Source organism: Adhaeribacter terreus, from assembly GCF_042657365.1.
GTDB lineage: Bacteria > Bacteroidota > Bacteroidia > Cytophagales > Hymenobacteraceae > Adhaeribacter_A > Adhaeribacter_A terreus.
Map to the genome: position 1 here is coordinate 30,247 of NZ_JBHSKT010000011.1, position 16,928 is coordinate 47,174.

Below are 16,928 nucleotides of genomic sequence, written 5' to 3' on the forward strand. Positions count from 1 at the left end.
TTTTCAAACACCCGAAAAGTACAGCCTACAACTGTACTTTTTTCGTTTTCAACCAATTCCAGCACTCATAAAACGCTATCATTTCAGGCTCAAAAACTATAAAGTAATTTCCTGATTCTCACAACGCAATCACGAATATTCGCTTCGTTGAATATTTTATAATGCTTCCGGAAACCCTTATTATTTTCCTGTTTTTTTCGATATATTTACAAAGCTCTTTCCCAAAACTTTTGTAGATGAAAAAACTGCTACTCCGCACGTTAAAACTTTTTATTGCTATGCTATTTCCCGGTTTGCTTTTCGCCCAGCAAAACCAGGATTACACCATGCTGCTCAATGCCGGAAAATTCATTCCGCGGGAAAATATCCAGAACCTGAAGCCCGACGCGGAAATTTTCAGGAACAGCGCCTTTAATGGGAAAAGCTACGTGGTACTGCAATTCGAAACGCTACCAGATCAGGCGCAAAAAGTACAGTTAAACGCCGCCGGCATCACCCTTCTGGATTACCTGCCAAACCTGGCTTATATAGCTTCGGTACCTCAGCATTTTAACCCTGCGCAATTCAGGAATTTTAACGTTCGCAGTGTTTTCATGCTCAGCGCCGCACAAAAAACGGTTCCGGCCCTGCTGAAAAATACCATTCCGGCGCACGCCATAAAACAAAAGGGCTACGCAGATCTCACCGTAATTACCTACGAAAAACTTGCTTCAGCCACCATTAAGAAAGAACTCACGAAACTGCAGATCGAAGTTCTGGAAGAAATGCCTATGTTCCGGACGTTTACTTTCCGCGTTCCGCAAAAAAACATTCTGAAACTGATAAACCTGCCTTTTGTACAGTGGGTGGAACCAATAGATGCGCCAAATGAAGCTGAAAACCTGCTAGGCCGCACCTTACACCGCGTAAATGTGCTGAACGACGGCATCAGAAACCTAAAAGGGGACAGCATTAAGATCGGTATCTGGGACGGTGGCGAAGTAAGCCCGCACATCGATTTTTCACCTACGGCAAGCCGCCTTATAATGATGGAAACCAGCAGTCCTGCCAGCCATTCCACGCACGTGGCTGGTACCATTGGCGGTCGTGGTATCATCAATCCCAAGGCCCGCGGCATGGCTCCGAACGCTAAGCTTTATTCTTATAATTTCAGCGGCAACATTACCTCAGAAATGTTTACAGCTATTCCGACTTTGAATTTAAACGTTAGCAGCCATTCTTACGGAAGTAGTGGACTGCAATCCTGCGGCATAACCGGCGCTAGTGTAGCCTATTCTACTACCAGCCGCAGCACCGATATTAACCTGAACACGTTTCCTTCGCATTTACACGTACATTCGGCCGGCAATTCCCAATCAGCTTGCAGTGGTGGTTGGTCTACCATTTCTGGGAGCGGCAAAACAGCTAAAAACAATATATTAGTAGCTAACATTACCACCACCGAAACCATGAATAACAGCAGTAGTTTTGGTCCGGTGCACGATGGTCGCGTAAAGCCAGAGATCAGCTCGCTGGGAACCAACGTTTTATCAACTTATACGCCTTTAAATACTTATAGCACCATTACCGGCACTTCCATGGCTACACCGGGTGTATCGGGTTCGGTGGCTTTACTGGTGGAACGCTATAAACAACTGAATGCCAACGTAGCCCCAATTTCATCGCTTATTAAAGGAGTGGTTTGTAATACGGCACAAGACCTCGGCAATCCGGGCCCGGATTATAAATTCGGTTTCGGCAGAATAAATGCGTTGGCTGCGGTTAAAGCTTTGGAGCAAAATCGTTATGTAATTAACACCATTGCCACTGGCGCTACCAACGATGTAACCATAACGGTACCTTCCGGAGCTGTAAAACTAAAGGTTATGCTTACCTGGAACGACCCGGCCGGAACCGCCAATGCCAGCACCGCTTTGGTAAACAACCTCGATCTGAAAGTAATAAATGGCTCCACTACTACCCTGCCCTGGGTGCTGGATAAATTCAATCCTTCCGCCAATGCCACCCGCGCCCTCGATAATATCAGCAATATAGAACAGGTAACGCTCGACAATCCGGTTGCCGGAACGTACACCTTGCGCGTAAACGGTACAGCTGTTCCAACCGGCGCCAATCAGCAATATTCTCTAACGTGGGAAGTTACACAGCCGAATATTGAAGTGATTTACCCGAACGGTGGCGAATCTTTAAGCCCGGGCTCGCAGGAAACCATTACCTGGGATAATGCCGGCGTTACTTCCAGTCAGACCATTCAGTATTCTGTAAACAACGGCGCCACCTGGACTACCATTTCTTCCAGCGTTCCTGCTGCTACAACACGTTATTCCTGGACCATTCCGGCTGGTTTAAATACGGTTACTGCTTTAATTAAAATTGCCAGCGGCACGTTAACCGACCAAAGCGATGCTACTTTCAAAATTCTGGGTACCCCGGCCAGCTTAGCTGCAAATCCGGGTTTATGCCCTGGCACTCTGAATTTCAGCTGGCCCGCCGTTACCAATGCCACGCATTACGATCTGCTGAAACTAGATGCTGTAACCGGTAACTGGGTATCTCTGGCTTCGAACGTTACCGGCACTACTTATGCGGCAGCCGGCCTTTTACCAGGCGCGAGCATGTGGTTTACGATAGTTGCTAAAAATAATTTAACCGGCTCACAAAGTGAACGGGCACTTGCCATAAACCGCACCATTTCCAATAATGGTTCGTTGTCGCTTGGCGCTATTTCCGGCCAGACTAATCTTTGCATGAGCAGTCAGAATATTCCTTACACGGTACCAACGGCAAGCGGCGTAACTACCTATACCTGGAGCGTACCGGCTGGAGTAACCATCGTTAGCGGACAGGGAACCAATAACATTGTGGTGAATTATCCTGCTTCGGCGGTATCTGGTAATATTTCCGTTTTTGGCACCAGCGGCGCCTGTCAGACTTCAACCAAGACTCTGGCGGTTTCATCCAGCGCGGTCGTAAATCCGCCAGTAAGCAACGGCGACCGTATCTTGTGCGATTATAACCCTACTCCGGTTTTAACCGCCAGTGCTACTGTACCTGCGGGCTTCAGCGTAATATGGTATAATGCCCCAATCGGCGGCACCATAGTAAGCAACCCAACCCTGAATACGCCCGGCACCGTTACATATTATGCAGCTAGTCACAACATTTCCGGCAATTGCGAAAGCACTACCCGCACGCCGGTAACGTTAACCATTAATACGGCACCGCCAGCCGTTATTTCAACTTCAAGCACAGCGGTTTGCAACGGCGGAGAAGCAACTTTAACGGCTAGCACCGGCAACACTTATTACTGGAATACCGGCGAAAGAACGCAATCAATTAAAGTAAAGCTACCGGGGAATTATTCCGTAACAGTAACCCAGGCAAATGGTTGCTCCAACACATCAGCGCCAACTACTATTTCACTTGCCCCAAACCCTGTTGTTACCCTTAACGCAGCACCATACACGAAATTATATCCGGGCCTGAGCACCACCTTATCTGCCAAAACGAATACCAACGGCAACTTAACCTACAGCTGGTTGAAAAATGGTATGGTTTTAACCGGAAAAACTGCTTCTACACTCCCGGTTTCTGTCGATGACCTTGGTCAATATGAAGTGATCATAACTACTGCCGATGGCTGCACCGGGATATCTGAAAAACTTGCCATTTCAGATTCGGTTTCAAATTATGTATTCATTTACCCGAACCCGAACAACGGCCGCTTCCAGATCCGTTTCAACAACCAGACCGGTTCCGACCATGTGTATTCCCTGATTATTTACGATGCCAAAGGTGCCCAGGTACTCAACCAGCACTACACCACCAAACAAGCTTATGAAAAAACCGGGTTCAATTTAAGCCAGTACGGCAAGGGAATTTACTGGCTGCAACTCCAGGATGCTAATGGTAAAAAACTGGGCTCCGGCCGCATTATGGTACAATAGATCAAAACCATTAACCATATTCCGGACCTGAAAACGGTAGGGTTTGGCGCCTGAAAAGTCAAATCCATATATAAGCAGCGCAGGAATAAATCTTGCGCTGCTTTTATATGCACCTTCAAACAACAATCCGGCTATAAAAACGGTATACTTTCAGACCAAAAACTGCTAAAACGCGTTATACAGGCATGAAAAAGATATTTTTCCTCTTTATTTTCGTCTGTCCGGTTTTTGCCAGCTGCCAGAACAAACCCAAACCTACAACTTCAACCAACATGACTACGCAAGATCACCCCGGCAATACCGAATCGCAACACGCCAACAATCCTTATTATTCGCGCACCGATAATACCAAACTGAATGTTTCGGATGCAGAATGGAAGAAAATTTTACCCGCTGATGTGTATGCGGTGGCTCGCCAGGCTGGAACCGAACGCGCTTTCACCGGAAAATACTGGAATACCGAAGGCCTCGGAAATTATTACTGCGCCGTTTGCGGCAATGCACTTTTCCGCGCCGATCAGAAATTTGCAAGTTCCTGCGGCTGGCCCAGCTTCTTTGAACCCGCCCGCAAAAATGCCGTGGAATACAAACGTGACCTCTCGCACGGCATGGACCGCACCGAAGTTTTATGCGGCCGCTGTAATTCGCACCTGGGACATGTTTTTAACGATGGTCCGCCCCCAACCGGCCAGCGCTATTGCATGAATTCTATTGTGTTGGATTTTGAACCAGATAATATACTGAATCCGAAAAAACCGTAATTTTGCACCAGAAACGGAGCACTCAGAAAAACCGGCCTCAAAGCCGGTTTTTTCATTTTATTGCCTACCGAACATAACAGGCAATAGTCATTCCCAAACTTCCGTTCCCATGTTTTATGCCCGTGAAAAAGTATTTTATTTTTAGTTTACTGGCGCTGCTTTGGCTTGCGGTGCCTGCTTTTGCCCAGCCGCCGGTTACGCCTTCGTTTAAAGAAATAACCCTGAAAGTAGACACCAGCGCCTACCCGTTCAGCCAATACACCCTTACTTTTCAGGGCGAGGAACACCTGGCTTTTCCGTACACGCGCGAAAACCAGGTAGCGGAAGTAACGTTGGTGCCCGTTTCGGCCAATATTCAAAACGTAAAACTGGCACCCTCCGCCGATTTTACGCTACTCGATTCTGTGGTGAACGTAAACAACGAGTATTTTAAATTCCGGGTCCGCTTCAAAAACCTGACAGCCAGCCAATTCCTGAATTTTACTTTTTTTGTTAAAAAAACCGATAAGCCGGAACCCCGCACCGAGATCGTAAAATTATTTCCGCATACCCAAACCACCGCCAGTCTTCTGCAGGACGACACCGAATTATTTATTGGCGAAGAGAAGGTTTTCGAACTGACCACCAACCACATAACTAACCTCAAATATCCTAGCGATTGGGTAAAAGGCGAAGGCCTGGAATACCGGCTTTCAGAACGGAACGGCATTTTGCGCCTGCATATTATGCCTACGGCTTTAGGCAAACGCACCTTAAAGCTAAACCTGCAAACCGTAAAACCCAGCCTGAATATAAACGGCCGCATAACTTACGACCTGCCGGAAATTGCGCAGACTTTTACCGTAAAAGGCAGCCGCCTGCGCTTCCTGGCCACCGATAAAAAAGAAATGGTTTACGACGACGTAGCCCGCACCAAAGGCATCGAGATCCTGATTGAAAATAACTGGAACCTGAGTTTACAGAAAACCTACCGCATAGAAGATCAGGAACAACCTGGCGGCATGTTGGTAGCCGAATTATTTACCCGCAACAACGTAACCAACAACAAGGTGCTTTGCTGGCTCCGCATTTTTAACTATCACCGCATTTCCGAAGGTTACCTATACATTAAAGACGGCGATCAGGCCAAATTCATTACCAATTTCGACGTAATTCCGAAAACCAGTATCAAAACCGTGGCCATTATGCACGAAGGCGGCGACTGGACCACCAATTTAACGGTAAACCCCGGCGAAGTGATCAGCTTAAGAATTGAAGGCGAAGGTTTGCAGAAAGCGCAGTTCAACTTCGAAGACCTCCGTGATATTACCGCCGATTCTACCTTATTGAGCGAACAGACTGCCGTTTTCCGCCTGCGCGTGCCTATAAACATTGCCCGCAAACGAATTGGCATTTACAACCGCGCCGTGAGCACCGGTTATGCGCTTACCGTAAAAGAACACCAACGCCCCAAACCGCTTGATTTTGTGCTGCTCAATTACGGCGATAAGCCGCGTAAAATAACCACCATTGCCAGCGGCCCGATCTTTTACGAACATGTTTTAAAAGACCTTGTTCTTTCGTTTTCACCTAACCTGATTGATCAGGACCGCAAATTGTATGGCCGCCAATATCTGAATATCCAAATTCGGGTAACCAACAATCGCAACGAATTAATAGACCAGCGCACCATCGATAATATTGTAATTTGTCCGGGCGACAACTCTCCGCGCGCGGCATTTTATGGGGAAGCCTGCACGCAGGGCGAAATAAGTCTGAACAATTACCTGGGCCGCAAAACCTACGATCTGAACGAATGGTCTAAAGTGGAAATAATTGTGAGCCACGACAAAGACAAATACGGCGGCGAAGGCTTCAGCAAAAAAATGGAAATTGTGCTGCGCCGCCGCGTTAAATTCGATACCGAGGTTTCTTTCCCGGCTGGTTTGCTGGTTAAAAACCAGGGCACCGACGGCTACGGCAGTTTTGGTGGTATAAGCATGGCCATGATCGCGCAGTTCAGCTTTTACCATCCCGAAAAGATCAACCGTTATCGTCCGTATAAAATTGGCGCCGGTTTCCTGGCTCTGAACGCTTTCAATTTCAGCAACAACGCCGACGTGAAACGCGACCTGGGGGTAGTGGTTATCGGTTCGCTTTACCCTACTACCCGCGATACAAAGCTTAGTTTCCCACTTTATGTAGGCGGTGGTTACTTCATTTCGAAGAAAACTGATCCGTGGTTTTATTTCTTAGGCCCAGGTATTCAGGTGAGGTTCTAAAACGGTAGGCTTTTTCTTCTGAAAACCGTAAGCTTTGGAAAATAAGTAAAGAGGCAGAATTAAGTTAAACTACCAAAATTGTCATTCTGGAAGAAACTTGTGCTTTAGTAGCACACAAGTCACAAGTTTCTTTCAGAATGACAAGAAAAGTAGCTTAATGTAAAATTGTCCTCATACTTATCTGAAACAAAACGCTATCCGAAATGCCTCAAAAACCCGAACAGAACAAGCAAAATGCAGTAGCTTTTTACGACCTGATGTTCAACCAATGCCGGCCGGCCGAAGCTGTTGAAAAATACGTGGGCTCCGAATACATCCAGCATAATTCGCATGTTGGTGATGGCAAAACCGCTTTTATCGAATATTTCGAACGGATGGCACGGGAATTTCCGGGTAAACGCGTGGAATTCAAACGCATAATTGCTGAAAATGACCTGGTAGTTTTGCATTGCTACCAAACCTGGCCCAACGACCACGATTACGCTGGCATCGATATTTTCCGCTTCGATGAAAATGGGAAGATTGTTGAGCACTGGGATGTTTTGCAAGTAATTCCGGCAGAAGCGAAGAATAACAATACCATGTTTTAAGGCGTAAGCAATGTTTCTTCCAAACTTTCCTGCTAAAACGCTTACCTTTGCACCCCAATAAACCCGCAATATTTTGATCGAACTTTTTACTGACGGCTCTTCGCGCGGCAACCCCGGACCGGGTGGCTTCGGCGTAATTCTGCGTTATAAGCACCACGTGAAAGAAATTTCGCAGGGCTTCCGCAAAACTACCAACAACCGCATGGAATTGCTGGCAGTAATTGTTGGCCTGGAAGCGATCAAACAAAACGACATTCCGGTTACTGTTTTTTCCGATTCGAAATACGTGGTAGATGCCGTGGAGAAAAAATGGGTTTACGGCTGGAAGCAAAAAGGCTTTTCCGGCAAAGCCAACCCTGATCTCTGGATTCGTTTTTTAAAAGTATATGACCCGAAACGGGTAAAATTCGTCTGGATAAAAGGTCACGCCGGTCACCCGGAAAACGAACGCTGCGATGTATTGGCCGTGCAAAGCGCCGAAGGTCCGGATAAACTGATTGACCACGGTTACGAAGCAAGTTTGAAGTAGTGAATAGTGAATAGTGATTAGTGATTACTTGTTTACCTAACTTTTTAACACGATTGATCTAAAGCCAACAGTTAAAACCTTGTCTTCATCATTATTCTTTTATACTAATCACTAATCATTATTCACTAATCACTAATAAAAGTGGCCAACTCCTATTTTCAGTTTAAGCAATTCCGCATAAACCAGGATAAAACGGCGATGAAAGTCTGCACGGATTCCTGCGTTTTGGGTGCCTGGGCGGAAGTGGAAAAGGCGACGGAGATCCTGGATATTGGAACCGGCACCGGCTTACTTAGTTTGATGGTGGCGCAACGTTCCGGAGCAAAAATTACTGCGGTAGAAATTGATGAAGCCGCTGCGGAACAAGCGAGAGAAAATTTTACCGGAAGTTCTTGGAAAAACCGTATCGTTTTGGAGCAAAAAAGTCTCCAGGCATTTGGTAAAGAAAATCAGCAGCACTTCGATGAGATCGTATGCAATCCGCCATTTTTTCAGGCTTCGTTAAAATCGCCGGATGCAGCAAAAACCATCGCCAAACATACCCAGGAACTGCCTTTCGAAGATCTGCTGCATTTTGTAAAGCGGTTTCTCACACCCGAAGGAATTTTCTACCTGTTGCTGCCACCTTCTGAAGCTGAAGTTTTCCGGAAATTGGCGCTGAATGAAAAATTATTCCCGGTTAAGGAATTGCAGCTTTTTACGCAGCCAAACGGCAAACATCTCCGCACTATTTACGCCTATTCTTTTCAGAAAAAACCTGCGGAACAACAGAGCCTCATCATTCGCAATCCGGATCAAACCTACACCGCCGAATTTGCAGCATTACTGAGAGATTATTACCTGATATTCTAAACAAAAAAGTGCTGCCCAAATCATTCAGCAGCACTTTTTCAGGCATAAACCCTACCGTTTTTAGTTTTCCAGCGGCGTAACTTCTTCAATAAAATGAATGCCGTGTTCTTTTAACTCGCGCAAAATAGGCCCGTAAATGGCGCCTTTGGTTGGAATAACCACGCCTTTTTCCGTGATCTCGCCTTGCAGCATTAATTTAGCGGCAATACCTACCGGAAGCCCAACTGTTTTTGCCATTGCGGTCCGTACTTCATCTTCACCCAGCACCACCATGCTGCTGGTCAGGCGTTTCTTTTGTCCCTGCAATTCATAATCGAAAATGTGCTGCATCACGATCATGTCTTTATCGCCGGGGCTCAGTTTCCATTTTTCTACCAGCATTTTTTCTACCACCTGCGCCGGACTCGCATTTTCCAGGCCAATGGTTTCATCGCTGAATAAACCTAGCCAGCTTAATTTAAAAATGGTATCACTTTCAGGCGAAAAACCCAGGTAACCGGCGGTTCTTTCTGCCAAAGGCAAAGCTTCATTACCAGCAGGTAAATAGGCAGCGGTAAATTCGGCATAGGTCATAGTAGCAGAGTTTTCCAGCTTGTAAGTATCATCCGTCATACCAAGTTGCACCAACGCGTTCCAGGCCTCCGAATAGCCTTTCCGACGAAACGTGCCGCGTAAAATGGTATCGATTTTTTGCAGGCCATAAGGTTCACGATAACTTAACGAATCGCGGTTGGCATACCCTTCAAATTCGCCGTAATCCAGCACATTAAACGTTTCGGTGCGGGAAAAAAGGCGGTGATACGGAATGTATTTGTAACGGCTGAGTTCCAGGTATTTGGCAGTGCCTTGACCGGCTAAAACCACATTGCGCGGGTTCCAGGTAATTTTATAATTCCAAGGGTTTGTATCAGATTCCGGCGCCATTAAACCACCGGTATAAGATTTAAAAGAGAAAATATGGCCGCCGCTTTCTTTAATGTGGTGAATAACCTGCATCGCGCTCATGTGGTCGATACCCGGGTCCAGGCCGCATTCCATCATAAACGTCAGGCCTTCAGTTTCAGCTTTTTCGTGTAAAGCCTGAATTTCCGGCGAAACATACGAAGCGGTGATCATATTTTTATGTTGCTTCAGACATTCCAGCGCCACCTGAATATGAAAAGCGGCCGGCAACAACGAAATTACCAGGTCAGCTTTGGCCACTTCCGAAGTACGCTGCATTTCATCAAAAACGTCGAAAATAACGGCATTTACGTAATCGCGGCCCACCAGAGTTTCTTCCAGGTGCGTAACCGAAATATCGCCAATGGTGAGGGTCCAGTTTTGTTTAACGGCATTTTGCAGCAGGTAAGCGATGAGCACCGAAGCCGAGCGGCCGGCGCCTAAAAGGAGTATATGTTTCATGTAAGGCTCAAAATTTAGGGAAAATTACCATTTTCTGCTTCCCTGCCCAAACAAAAACTTGTAATCTCAACAGAAACTATTACTTTTAACGCCCTTTTTCACTTGAATTATAGAAACGGCAATGGCCAGAGAATTAAAAATAAAGATAAAAATAGACGTACTGGAGTCAGAAAAAGAACTGACCGAACGCGAAAAACTGGCCTGGAACAAAGCCAAAGAAGCTACGGAAAATGCCTATGCGCCCTATTCCAACTTTTTGGTAGGCGCTGCTTTGTTGCTCGAAGATGGCACCATACATATTGGCAATAACCAGGAAAACGCCGCTTACCCATCGGGCTTGTGCGCAGAGCGAACTGCCTTGTTCGGTAAAAGCGCCGTTTCGCCGTTCATGCCCATAGAATTAATTGCGATCGCTTCGCGTAAAGCTTTCACATACAAATATTTGCAGGCTGCTCCCTGCGGTGGTTGCCGGCAGGTTATGACCGAATACGAAGATCGCCAAGGTTCCCCTATCCAGGTACTTTTGCAAGGCGAAGGCACCGAAATTTACCGGCTTTCGTCGGTGAAAGATCTGCTGCCGCTGGTATTTAACAAGGAAAGTCTGCTAGGCGCCGGAGCGAAGGAATAAGAATTTAAAAACCTGATTTCACCGGTTAAACAGAAAGTAAGAGCTCGGAAAAACGCTATGCTTTTGGCTCAAAAAACTGATTCTCTTTTGTAATTTGATTATCGTCCGATCAAAAATCCGACAATCAAAATCAAAATGAATATTCTTCGGTTTTTTGGTCTGAAAGGATAGCGTTTTTGTGAGTAGCTTTACGCATTTGCAGCTTTTAATACCGCTATCCATTCCATTTACCTCAGTAAACAGAAAACGTAATTCAGATATATTCTGCAACTTTCGCTTTAAATTTCAGCCATTTATGAAAGCCTTTAACCTGCCCGTAACCCGCACCGCCAATGTTTACCAGCTCGGCGAATTTTCTGCGGAAACTGAAACACTCTGGATCGTATGCCACGGTTACGGACAGCGGGCTGATTATTTTCTGCGGCATTTTCAGGTATTGGATACAGACAAAAATGTAGTAGTTGCGCCCGAAGCGTTATCTAAATTTTACCGGGAAGGTTTTCGGGGCCACGTAGGTGCCAGCTGGATGACGAGCTACAACCGCGAATCCGAGATCCATGATTATGTAAACTATCTGAACCAGCTTTTTGAGAGCCTGAAACCTGATTTTCCGGCAAAACTGAAAGTAAACATTCTGGGTTTTTCGCAAGGCGGCGCTACCGTTTGCCGTTGGCTAGCCGCCGGAAAAGTGCCTTGCAACCGTTTAATTTTATGGGCCGCCGCTTTCCCGGAAGACATGAATTTCGATGTTTCTTTAGAAGCTCTGCAACAAACCAATATTGTAATGGTGCGCGGCACCGAAGATGAAATGATTCCGGAAGATATGCCGCAAAAACAATTTGAACTGCTTCGCTCTTATGGTCTTACCCCGCAATTGGTAAGCTTTACTGGCGGCCATAAAATGGATGCCGAAATTCTGCTGCAACTGGATTCGGGTGTTTTGTAGATAAGCTTTTTCGTCCCCCTTCGGAGGGGTAGGGGGAGGGTTCCCCCTATTGAATTATATTATCAGATACTAAAAATTCCTCCCCCTACCCCCTCCGAAGGGGGACTTCCCGGTTAATTTTCAATTTTCAAATCTGCTGCTCCCACATGCCGGTCATCACAATTTCCAGTAAATGATTATCGGGGTCGCGGAAGTAAAACGATTTGATTTCATTGGGCCATTCATGTTCGTGCTCAATCTCAATACCTAGGGCTTTAATAATGGTTTTCTGATCTTCGTAACGATCGGGTGCCACTTCAAAAGCTAAATGCAGGTTTCCGGAGCCATAATGCGGCGGTAGCGTTTCGCCTTTTTTAGAAGCATCCGGATCAAAGCAAAGTAACACCGATCTTCCAGCCCGGAAAAAAACGTGGCGGTCTTTCACTTCGCCAATAATTTCCAGCCCCAGTTTGCCCGCATAAAATTGCCGCGTAGTATCCAGGTCTTTCACATACAAACAGGTTTCCTTTATCTGCAGAATTTCCAATTGTTAAGGATTAATGGTTAATGAATAATGATTAATTAAACTCGAATTCCGGGAAAGGGTTATAAAACGGTAGGGTTTGGCGCCGGAAAACCCGAAAAACGGTAGGCTTTCGGTGAGAAAAACCCAAAATGAAAATTTCGCATAAACGCGTAGAGACGCCCTATTAGGGCGTCTCTACATTCCAACGTTATACATTTGGACGTCATACATTCAAACGTTTCTGCAATCCTCCATCTAAACAACCCAGATAATTAATTATTACTCATTGCTTCCTCTACCCTACTTTTCAGCTGTTTATAGCTACCGTTTTGCGGGAATTTACGGATCAGTTTGTTCAGTTCGTCCAGGCCTTTCTGATATTGGCCGGTTTGGAGCAGAATATTAATGCGGTTTTCGTAGGCACGGGTATAGTTCGGGTCGGCTTTTATGGCTTTTTCAGTTAGCGACATAGCGTTTTGAAAATCTCCGTTCTGAGAAAGCAGGAAACCTAAATTAAGCAGCGCCATTTTATAGCCCGGCTCCATTTGCAGCACCTGACGGTAGTTTTCTTCAGCTAATTGCTTCTGCCCGAAATTGTCGTACAACTCGCCTAACCGGTACCGGAAATCTAAATTAGCCGGCGCCAGTTGCGTACTTTTTTCGGCGAAAGCGATAGCGTTTTGCTGGTTATTCCGGAACAGCTGCGACAAATAAAAAGCCGTGTACGGATCTGAGATTTGGGCCGGCGTCAGGTTTTGCCATTCCGGTTCAGGCGCCGATTTGCGCAGGTAAGCCAATTTTATCTGTTCGTCGCGGTCCAGGTTTTTCTGGAATTGCACGATCCGTTCCAGGTATTCCGGGTTTTGCTCATTCTGCTCAAAATAAAGCATGTTCGCCAGCAAATGACTGCGGTCGCTTTCGGTTAAATTTTCTTTGGAAGTAAAGCTTTTAAATGAAACCAGCTTGTTTTTCGAAACCGTAGCCGTTTGCGTTTCAGCTTTTTTACGGATAAAATGATCGGTGCTGGAAACGTGCGGAATATCGGTTGTGCCAGATTTTGGCATGTGGCAGGTTACGCAGTTTTTGCCTTCCAGCTTCACATTTTTATGCGGATCTACCATTTTTTCCGGTGCGTGGCAGCCCTGGCACTTTTCATCGTAGAACAGCAGCGAATTTCCTTTCAGCGCTTTGTGCGGGTCGTGGCAAGTATTACAGGTCAGTTTCTCACCGGAATTAATGAAGCACGGACTTTGCTGCAACCGTTCTGCATGCGAAGCAAAACCAAAAGCCGGAACATTCATGCTGGAAACCGGAATAAACACATCTACAAAACCGGCAAGTGGCATCCCCGGCCGGAAATCTACGAGTTTTTTGTTCGTTTTCGGTACCGTTAAACCTTCCAGGTGGCACTGCCGGCAAACGTCAAACTGCAGCTGAATGGGCAAATGCGCGGGGTTCACAATGCTGTAATCGATGCTGTTTTTAATACTTTCCTTCGAGCCTTCCTGCATCAGTTTTACGTGCGCTTCGCCGGGGCCGTGGCATTTTTCGCAGCTCATACCCAAACCTACACTCGTAAACTTATTCACCGAATTGGCTACAAATTTATTGTCGGAATTATGGCACTCTAAACATTGCTGCCCGATGGTGCGGCTAAAACCGGAATTGGCGCCGTTCTCATACCCCGGGCTCAGATCCCAGATCTTCTTCCCAACGTACCAGGTAATCGGCATTTCATAAAAATAACCGTTGCTTTCGAACAAATAAGAACGCGTCTGGTTGCCCGAACCGATCACGTAATCTACTTTTTCTGCGCGGTAATGTACCGTGTCGCTGCCCTGCAACCGGAATTCAGCAATAAACATGTCGTTTCCTTTCCAGAAAGCTTTATAGCTCAGGTCCGAATATTTGTCATAAACCGGTTTCGCGGCAAAGTTTTCAATCTTATCTTTCGGGTCGGGCAGATGAAAGGAACGCGCTTTGCCGGTCTGAAGATAATTCTGGTAAATATCCTGATGGCAGGTTACGCAGCTTTTCATACCGGTATAATGCACATCGGGGCTATGGTTCAGATAACCCGTTTCTGTAATTTTGGCGGCAGTTTTTTCCTCGTTTTTGCTACCGTTTCCGGAGCAGCCAACAAATATGCATGCCGATAAAAACAAACAGGCCGTTACTACAACGGCCCATTCTTTCGTATTCCAATTCCTGAAAAGCTTCCTCATTTATTTACGAATGCTTAACGTTGTGCTGGCTTGCGCCGCTGGCAGAATTAAAATATCGGCCAGGTTTACGTGCTTCGGACGGGTTAAAACAAACTGGATCACGTCGGCAATATCTTCGGCACGTAGTGGTTCAATTCCTTTGTAAGTTAATGCCGCTTTTTCCTTATCGCCTTTAAATCTCACTTCCGAAAACTCAGTTTCTACCATGCCCGGGTTAATTTCCGAAACCATGATATTTTCTTTCAACAAGTCTAAACGCATGGCTTTCGAAAGCGCATCTACTGCAAACTTGCTGGCACAATACACGTTCCCATTCGGGTAAACTTCCTTACCGGCAATAGAACCGATATTAATAATACGGCCGCCGCCTCTGCTTATCATGTCCGGAATAATTTCGCGGCTCACGTACAAAAGGCCTTTCACGTTTATATCGATCATCATATCCCAGTCGTCCAGGTCGCCATTCTGAAAATCGGAAAGTCCGTGGGCGTTACCGGCATTGTTGATCAAAACGTCAATATTTTTCCAGGTTTCCGGCAGGTTTTCGATAGCGTTTTTTACCGCAGCTTTATCGCGCACGTCAAACTCCAGCGTAAGCACACTTCCGGCCGGCAGCAAGGTTTTTAATTCTTCCAGACGTTCGGTTCTACGACCGGCAGCAATAATTCTAAAGCCCGAATTACCCAATAAAAGTGCAGTTGCGCGGCCAATGCCAGAAGTTGCGCCGGTAATAAAAACGGTAGGGTTTGCCATGAAAAAAGTCTTATTCGAAATTCAGATAAAGTGTTACGGTAGTAGTCCTTAAATTCTGAAAACTCCGGCTGTAGGCGTTATCATCTGTGATCAGGATATTCGGTACGCCGTGAGCAACGCGAAGCTCCGGGGCAAATTTAAAGAAAGGATAAAACAGGTCAACACCTACGCCATATTCTATTTGAAAATTATTTTTATCTACGCGCAGTTTATTATCGATTCGTTCGTCGCGTTTGCTGCCGCCAATGTCAATGCCCGGCGTGGCGCCCGCCACAAAATACATGCGCGTATTCTGCCGGCGTTTCGACATATATTTGAACAGAAAAGGCAAATGCACCGTGGTGCTCGGCACTTCCTGATTCACCAGTTCGCCATTGTCTTCAAATTCTACCTGACGGTTATAAAAACCTACGCCTGGCAGAAAACGGATCGTAAAAAAATCACCTAACTGCCGGCTCAACACAAAACCAAGTGTAAAACCCGGAGTAATTTTTGGGTTGGCTGCACGCAAGCCGGAAGAGTCTGCCACCTGCAACCGCTGAACGTATTCGTCGGAATATTCTACGTTAAAGCGCGAAGCCGTAGCCCCCAGGTAAAAACCGTAGTGCATTTTGCGGTTATCGTAATTCGGGAGATTTTTTCCGAAAATTTTCTGCTCTTTCTGTGCAAAAGCAGTGGTAGAAAACAGTAGGAAAAAGAAGCAAAAAACTACTTTATAGCGGTGTAAATTGAACATATTCCGAAGGTAAGTGACTGCCATTGTGTTTGCTTAAATCCTACTTTATCCAGAATTCCCAGAAAAGATCTTCCATCCGGAAAAGCCTGCACCGATTCCGGCAGGTAAGTATAAGCGCTCTGGTCTTTGGAGATCATTTTTCCGAAAACCGGCAGAATATTTTTAAAATAAAAGTTATACGCTTGTTTCATCGGGAAAGCCGTAGGCTTCGAAAACTCCAGTATAACGACGCGCCCCCCCGGTTTTAGTACACGATTCATTTCAGAAAGTCCTTTTTCCAGGTTTTCGAAATTGCGCACGCCAAAAGCACAGGTAATTGCGTCAAAAGAGTTAGCCTCAAACTGCAGATTCTCCGAATCGCCGGAAAGAAGCTCGATCTTATTTGAAAGCCCTTTTTTCTGCATTTTCTCGCGGCCCACAGCCAGCATGCCTTCCGAAATATCCACGCCGGTAACTTTATCCGGATCTACTTTCAGCGCTTCAATGGCCAGGTCGCCGGTACCGGTGGCAATATCCAGAATTTGTTTGGGCTTACTTTTTTGCAGCAAAGCTATAGCCTTTTTGCGCCAGTAAATATCCACGCCGGCACTTAAGAAATGGTTCAGGAAATCGTATTTGCCTGCAATACTGTTAAACATTTGCGCCACCTGGTTCTTTTTCGAATCAGAGGCATCTTTATACGGAACTACCGCCATGGGCTAAAATTTGCTTGAAGCACAAAAATACTATTCCCTTAACTACAATTGCTAAAATATGTTGTAAAAAAAACGGGCTAAACTTTTGGTTTAGCC

General features: G+C 45.9%; 14 protein-coding genes. 8 read left to right on the plus strand and 6 right to left on the minus strand.

What is annotated here, in order from left to right:
• The first annotated feature begins 236 nt into the window (after positions 1-236).
• The 6 genes from ACFPIB_RS15565 to ACFPIB_RS15590 all read left to right on the plus strand — a co-directional run bounded on the left by ACFPIB_RS15565 (position 237) and on the right by ACFPIB_RS15590 (position 8,940).
• On the plus strand, positions 237-3,947 hold the full coding sequence (locus ACFPIB_RS15565; RefSeq protein WP_378018393.1) for a S8 family serine peptidase: 3,711 nt from the start codon (positions 237-239) through the stop codon (positions 3,945-3,947).
• A 185-nt stretch (positions 3,948-4,132) separates the two neighbouring features.
• A complete protein-coding gene (gene msrB / locus ACFPIB_RS15570; RefSeq protein WP_378018394.1) occupies positions 4,133-4,708 on the plus strand; it encodes a peptide-methionine (R)-S-oxide reductase MsrB in 576 nt (191 codons plus the stop codon).
• A gap of 122 nt (positions 4,709-4,830) precedes the next feature.
• Entirely contained in the window at positions 4,831-6,969 is a 2,139-nt protein-coding gene (locus ACFPIB_RS15575) for a hypothetical protein (protein WP_378018395.1), read from the plus strand.
• 203 nt (positions 6,970-7,172) lie between these two features.
• Positions 7,173-7,559: a nuclear transport factor 2 family protein gene (locus ACFPIB_RS15580; protein WP_378018396.1), complete on the plus strand. Its 387-nt coding sequence runs from the start codon at positions 7,173-7,175 to the stop codon at positions 7,557-7,559.
• Between the two features lie 73 nt (positions 7,560-7,632).
• Entirely contained in the window at positions 7,633-8,088 is a 456-nt protein-coding gene (gene rnhA, locus ACFPIB_RS15585) for a ribonuclease HI (protein ID WP_378018397.1), read from the plus strand.
• 141 nt (positions 8,089-8,229) lie between these two features.
• Positions 8,230-8,940 carry a tRNA1(Val) (adenine(37)-N6)-methyltransferase gene (locus ACFPIB_RS15590; protein WP_378018398.1) on the plus strand — a complete coding sequence of 237 codons (711 nt, stop codon included), beginning with the start codon at positions 8,230-8,232 and terminating at the stop codon, positions 8,938-8,940.
• Between the two features lie 60 nt (positions 8,941-9,000).
• Here ACFPIB_RS15590 and ACFPIB_RS15595 read toward each other — a convergent pair whose 3' ends face one another.
• The gene (locus tag ACFPIB_RS15595; protein ID WP_378018399.1) at positions 9,001-10,344 is read right to left on the minus strand and encodes a saccharopine dehydrogenase C-terminal domain-containing protein; all 1,344 of its coding nucleotides are present in this window, start codon (positions 10,342-10,344) and stop codon (positions 9,001-9,003) included.
• Between the two features lie 121 nt (positions 10,345-10,465).
• Between ACFPIB_RS15595 and ACFPIB_RS15600 the strand changes: the two genes are divergently transcribed.
• Both ACFPIB_RS15600 and ACFPIB_RS15605 read left to right on the plus strand, forming a co-directional pair.
• Positions 10,466-10,972 (plus strand): cytidine deaminase, encoded by a 507-nt coding sequence (locus ACFPIB_RS15600; RefSeq protein WP_378018400.1) that lies wholly within the window; start codon positions 10,466-10,468, stop codon positions 10,970-10,972.
• A gap of 295 nt (positions 10,973-11,267) precedes the next feature.
• Positions 11,268-11,918: an alpha/beta hydrolase gene (locus tag ACFPIB_RS15605; RefSeq protein WP_378018401.1), complete on the plus strand. Its 651-nt coding sequence runs from the start codon at positions 11,268-11,270 to the stop codon at positions 11,916-11,918.
• 127 nt (positions 11,919-12,045) lie between these two features.
• Here ACFPIB_RS15605 and ACFPIB_RS15610 read toward each other — a convergent pair whose 3' ends face one another.
• From ACFPIB_RS15610 to ubiE, 5 genes are all read right to left on the minus strand, one after another.
• On the minus strand, positions 12,046-12,444 hold the full coding sequence (locus ACFPIB_RS15610) for a VOC family protein (RefSeq protein ID WP_378018402.1): 399 nt from the start codon (positions 12,442-12,444) through the stop codon (positions 12,046-12,048).
• Between the two features lie 251 nt (positions 12,445-12,695).
• The gene (locus tag ACFPIB_RS15615) at positions 12,696-14,648 is read right to left on the minus strand and encodes a tetratricopeptide repeat protein (RefSeq protein ID WP_378018403.1); all 1,953 of its coding nucleotides are present in this window, start codon (positions 14,646-14,648) and stop codon (positions 12,696-12,698) included.
• The gene (locus tag ACFPIB_RS15620) at positions 14,649-15,401 is read right to left on the minus strand and encodes an SDR family NAD(P)-dependent oxidoreductase (protein WP_378018404.1); all 753 of its coding nucleotides are present in this window, start codon (positions 15,399-15,401) and stop codon (positions 14,649-14,651) included.
• Positions 15,402-15,411: 10 nt separating this feature from the next.
• On the minus strand, positions 15,412-16,161 hold the full coding sequence (gene porT, locus ACFPIB_RS15625; protein ID WP_378018405.1) for a type IX secretion/gliding motility protein PorT/SprT: 750 nt from the start codon (positions 16,159-16,161) through the stop codon (positions 15,412-15,414).
• Positions 16,110-16,832, minus strand: coding sequence for a bifunctional demethylmenaquinone methyltransferase/2-methoxy-6-polyprenyl-1,4-benzoquinol methylase UbiE (gene ubiE / locus ACFPIB_RS15630; RefSeq protein ID WP_378018406.1), 723 nt, complete (start codon positions 16,830-16,832; stop codon positions 16,110-16,112). Before ubiE ends, porT begins: the two co-directional genes overlap by 52 nt.
• Positions 16,833-16,928 lie beyond the last annotated feature (96 nt).

Excerpts from the sequence above, each read along its gene's own strand:
- ACFPIB_RS15620 (WP_378018404.1), bottom strand. The coding sequence starts at position 15,401 with ATGGCAAACCCTACCGTTTTTATTACCGGCGCAACTTCTGGCATTGGC.
- ACFPIB_RS15565 (WP_378018393.1), top strand. The coding sequence starts at position 237 with ATGAAAAAACTGCTACTCCGCACGTTAAAACTTTTTATTGCTATGCTA.
- porT (WP_378018405.1), bottom strand. The coding sequence starts at position 16,161 with ATGGCAGTCACTTACCTTCGGAATATGTTCAATTTACACCGCTATAAA.
- ACFPIB_RS15605 (WP_378018401.1), top strand. The coding sequence starts at position 11,268 with ATGAAAGCCTTTAACCTGCCCGTAACCCGCACCGCCAATGTTTACCAG.
- ACFPIB_RS15595 (WP_378018399.1), bottom strand. The coding sequence starts at position 10,344 with ATGAAACATATACTCCTTTTAGGCGCCGGCCGCTCGGCTTCGGTGCTC.
- ACFPIB_RS15615 (WP_378018403.1), bottom strand. The coding sequence starts at position 14,648 with ATGAGGAAGCTTTTCAGGAATTGGAATACGAAAGAATGGGCCGTTGTA.
- ACFPIB_RS15580 (WP_378018396.1), top strand. The coding sequence starts at position 7,173 with ATGCCTCAAAAACCCGAACAGAACAAGCAAAATGCAGTAGCTTTTTAC.
- ubiE (WP_378018406.1), bottom strand. The coding sequence starts at position 16,832 with ATGGCGGTAGTTCCGTATAAAGATGCCTCTGATTCGAAAAAGAACCAG.
- ACFPIB_RS15600 (WP_378018400.1), top strand. The coding sequence starts at position 10,466 with ATGGCCAGAGAATTAAAAATAAAGATAAAAATAGACGTACTGGAGTCA.
- msrB (WP_378018394.1), top strand. The coding sequence starts at position 4,133 with ATGAAAAAGATATTTTTCCTCTTTATTTTCGTCTGTCCGGTTTTTGCC.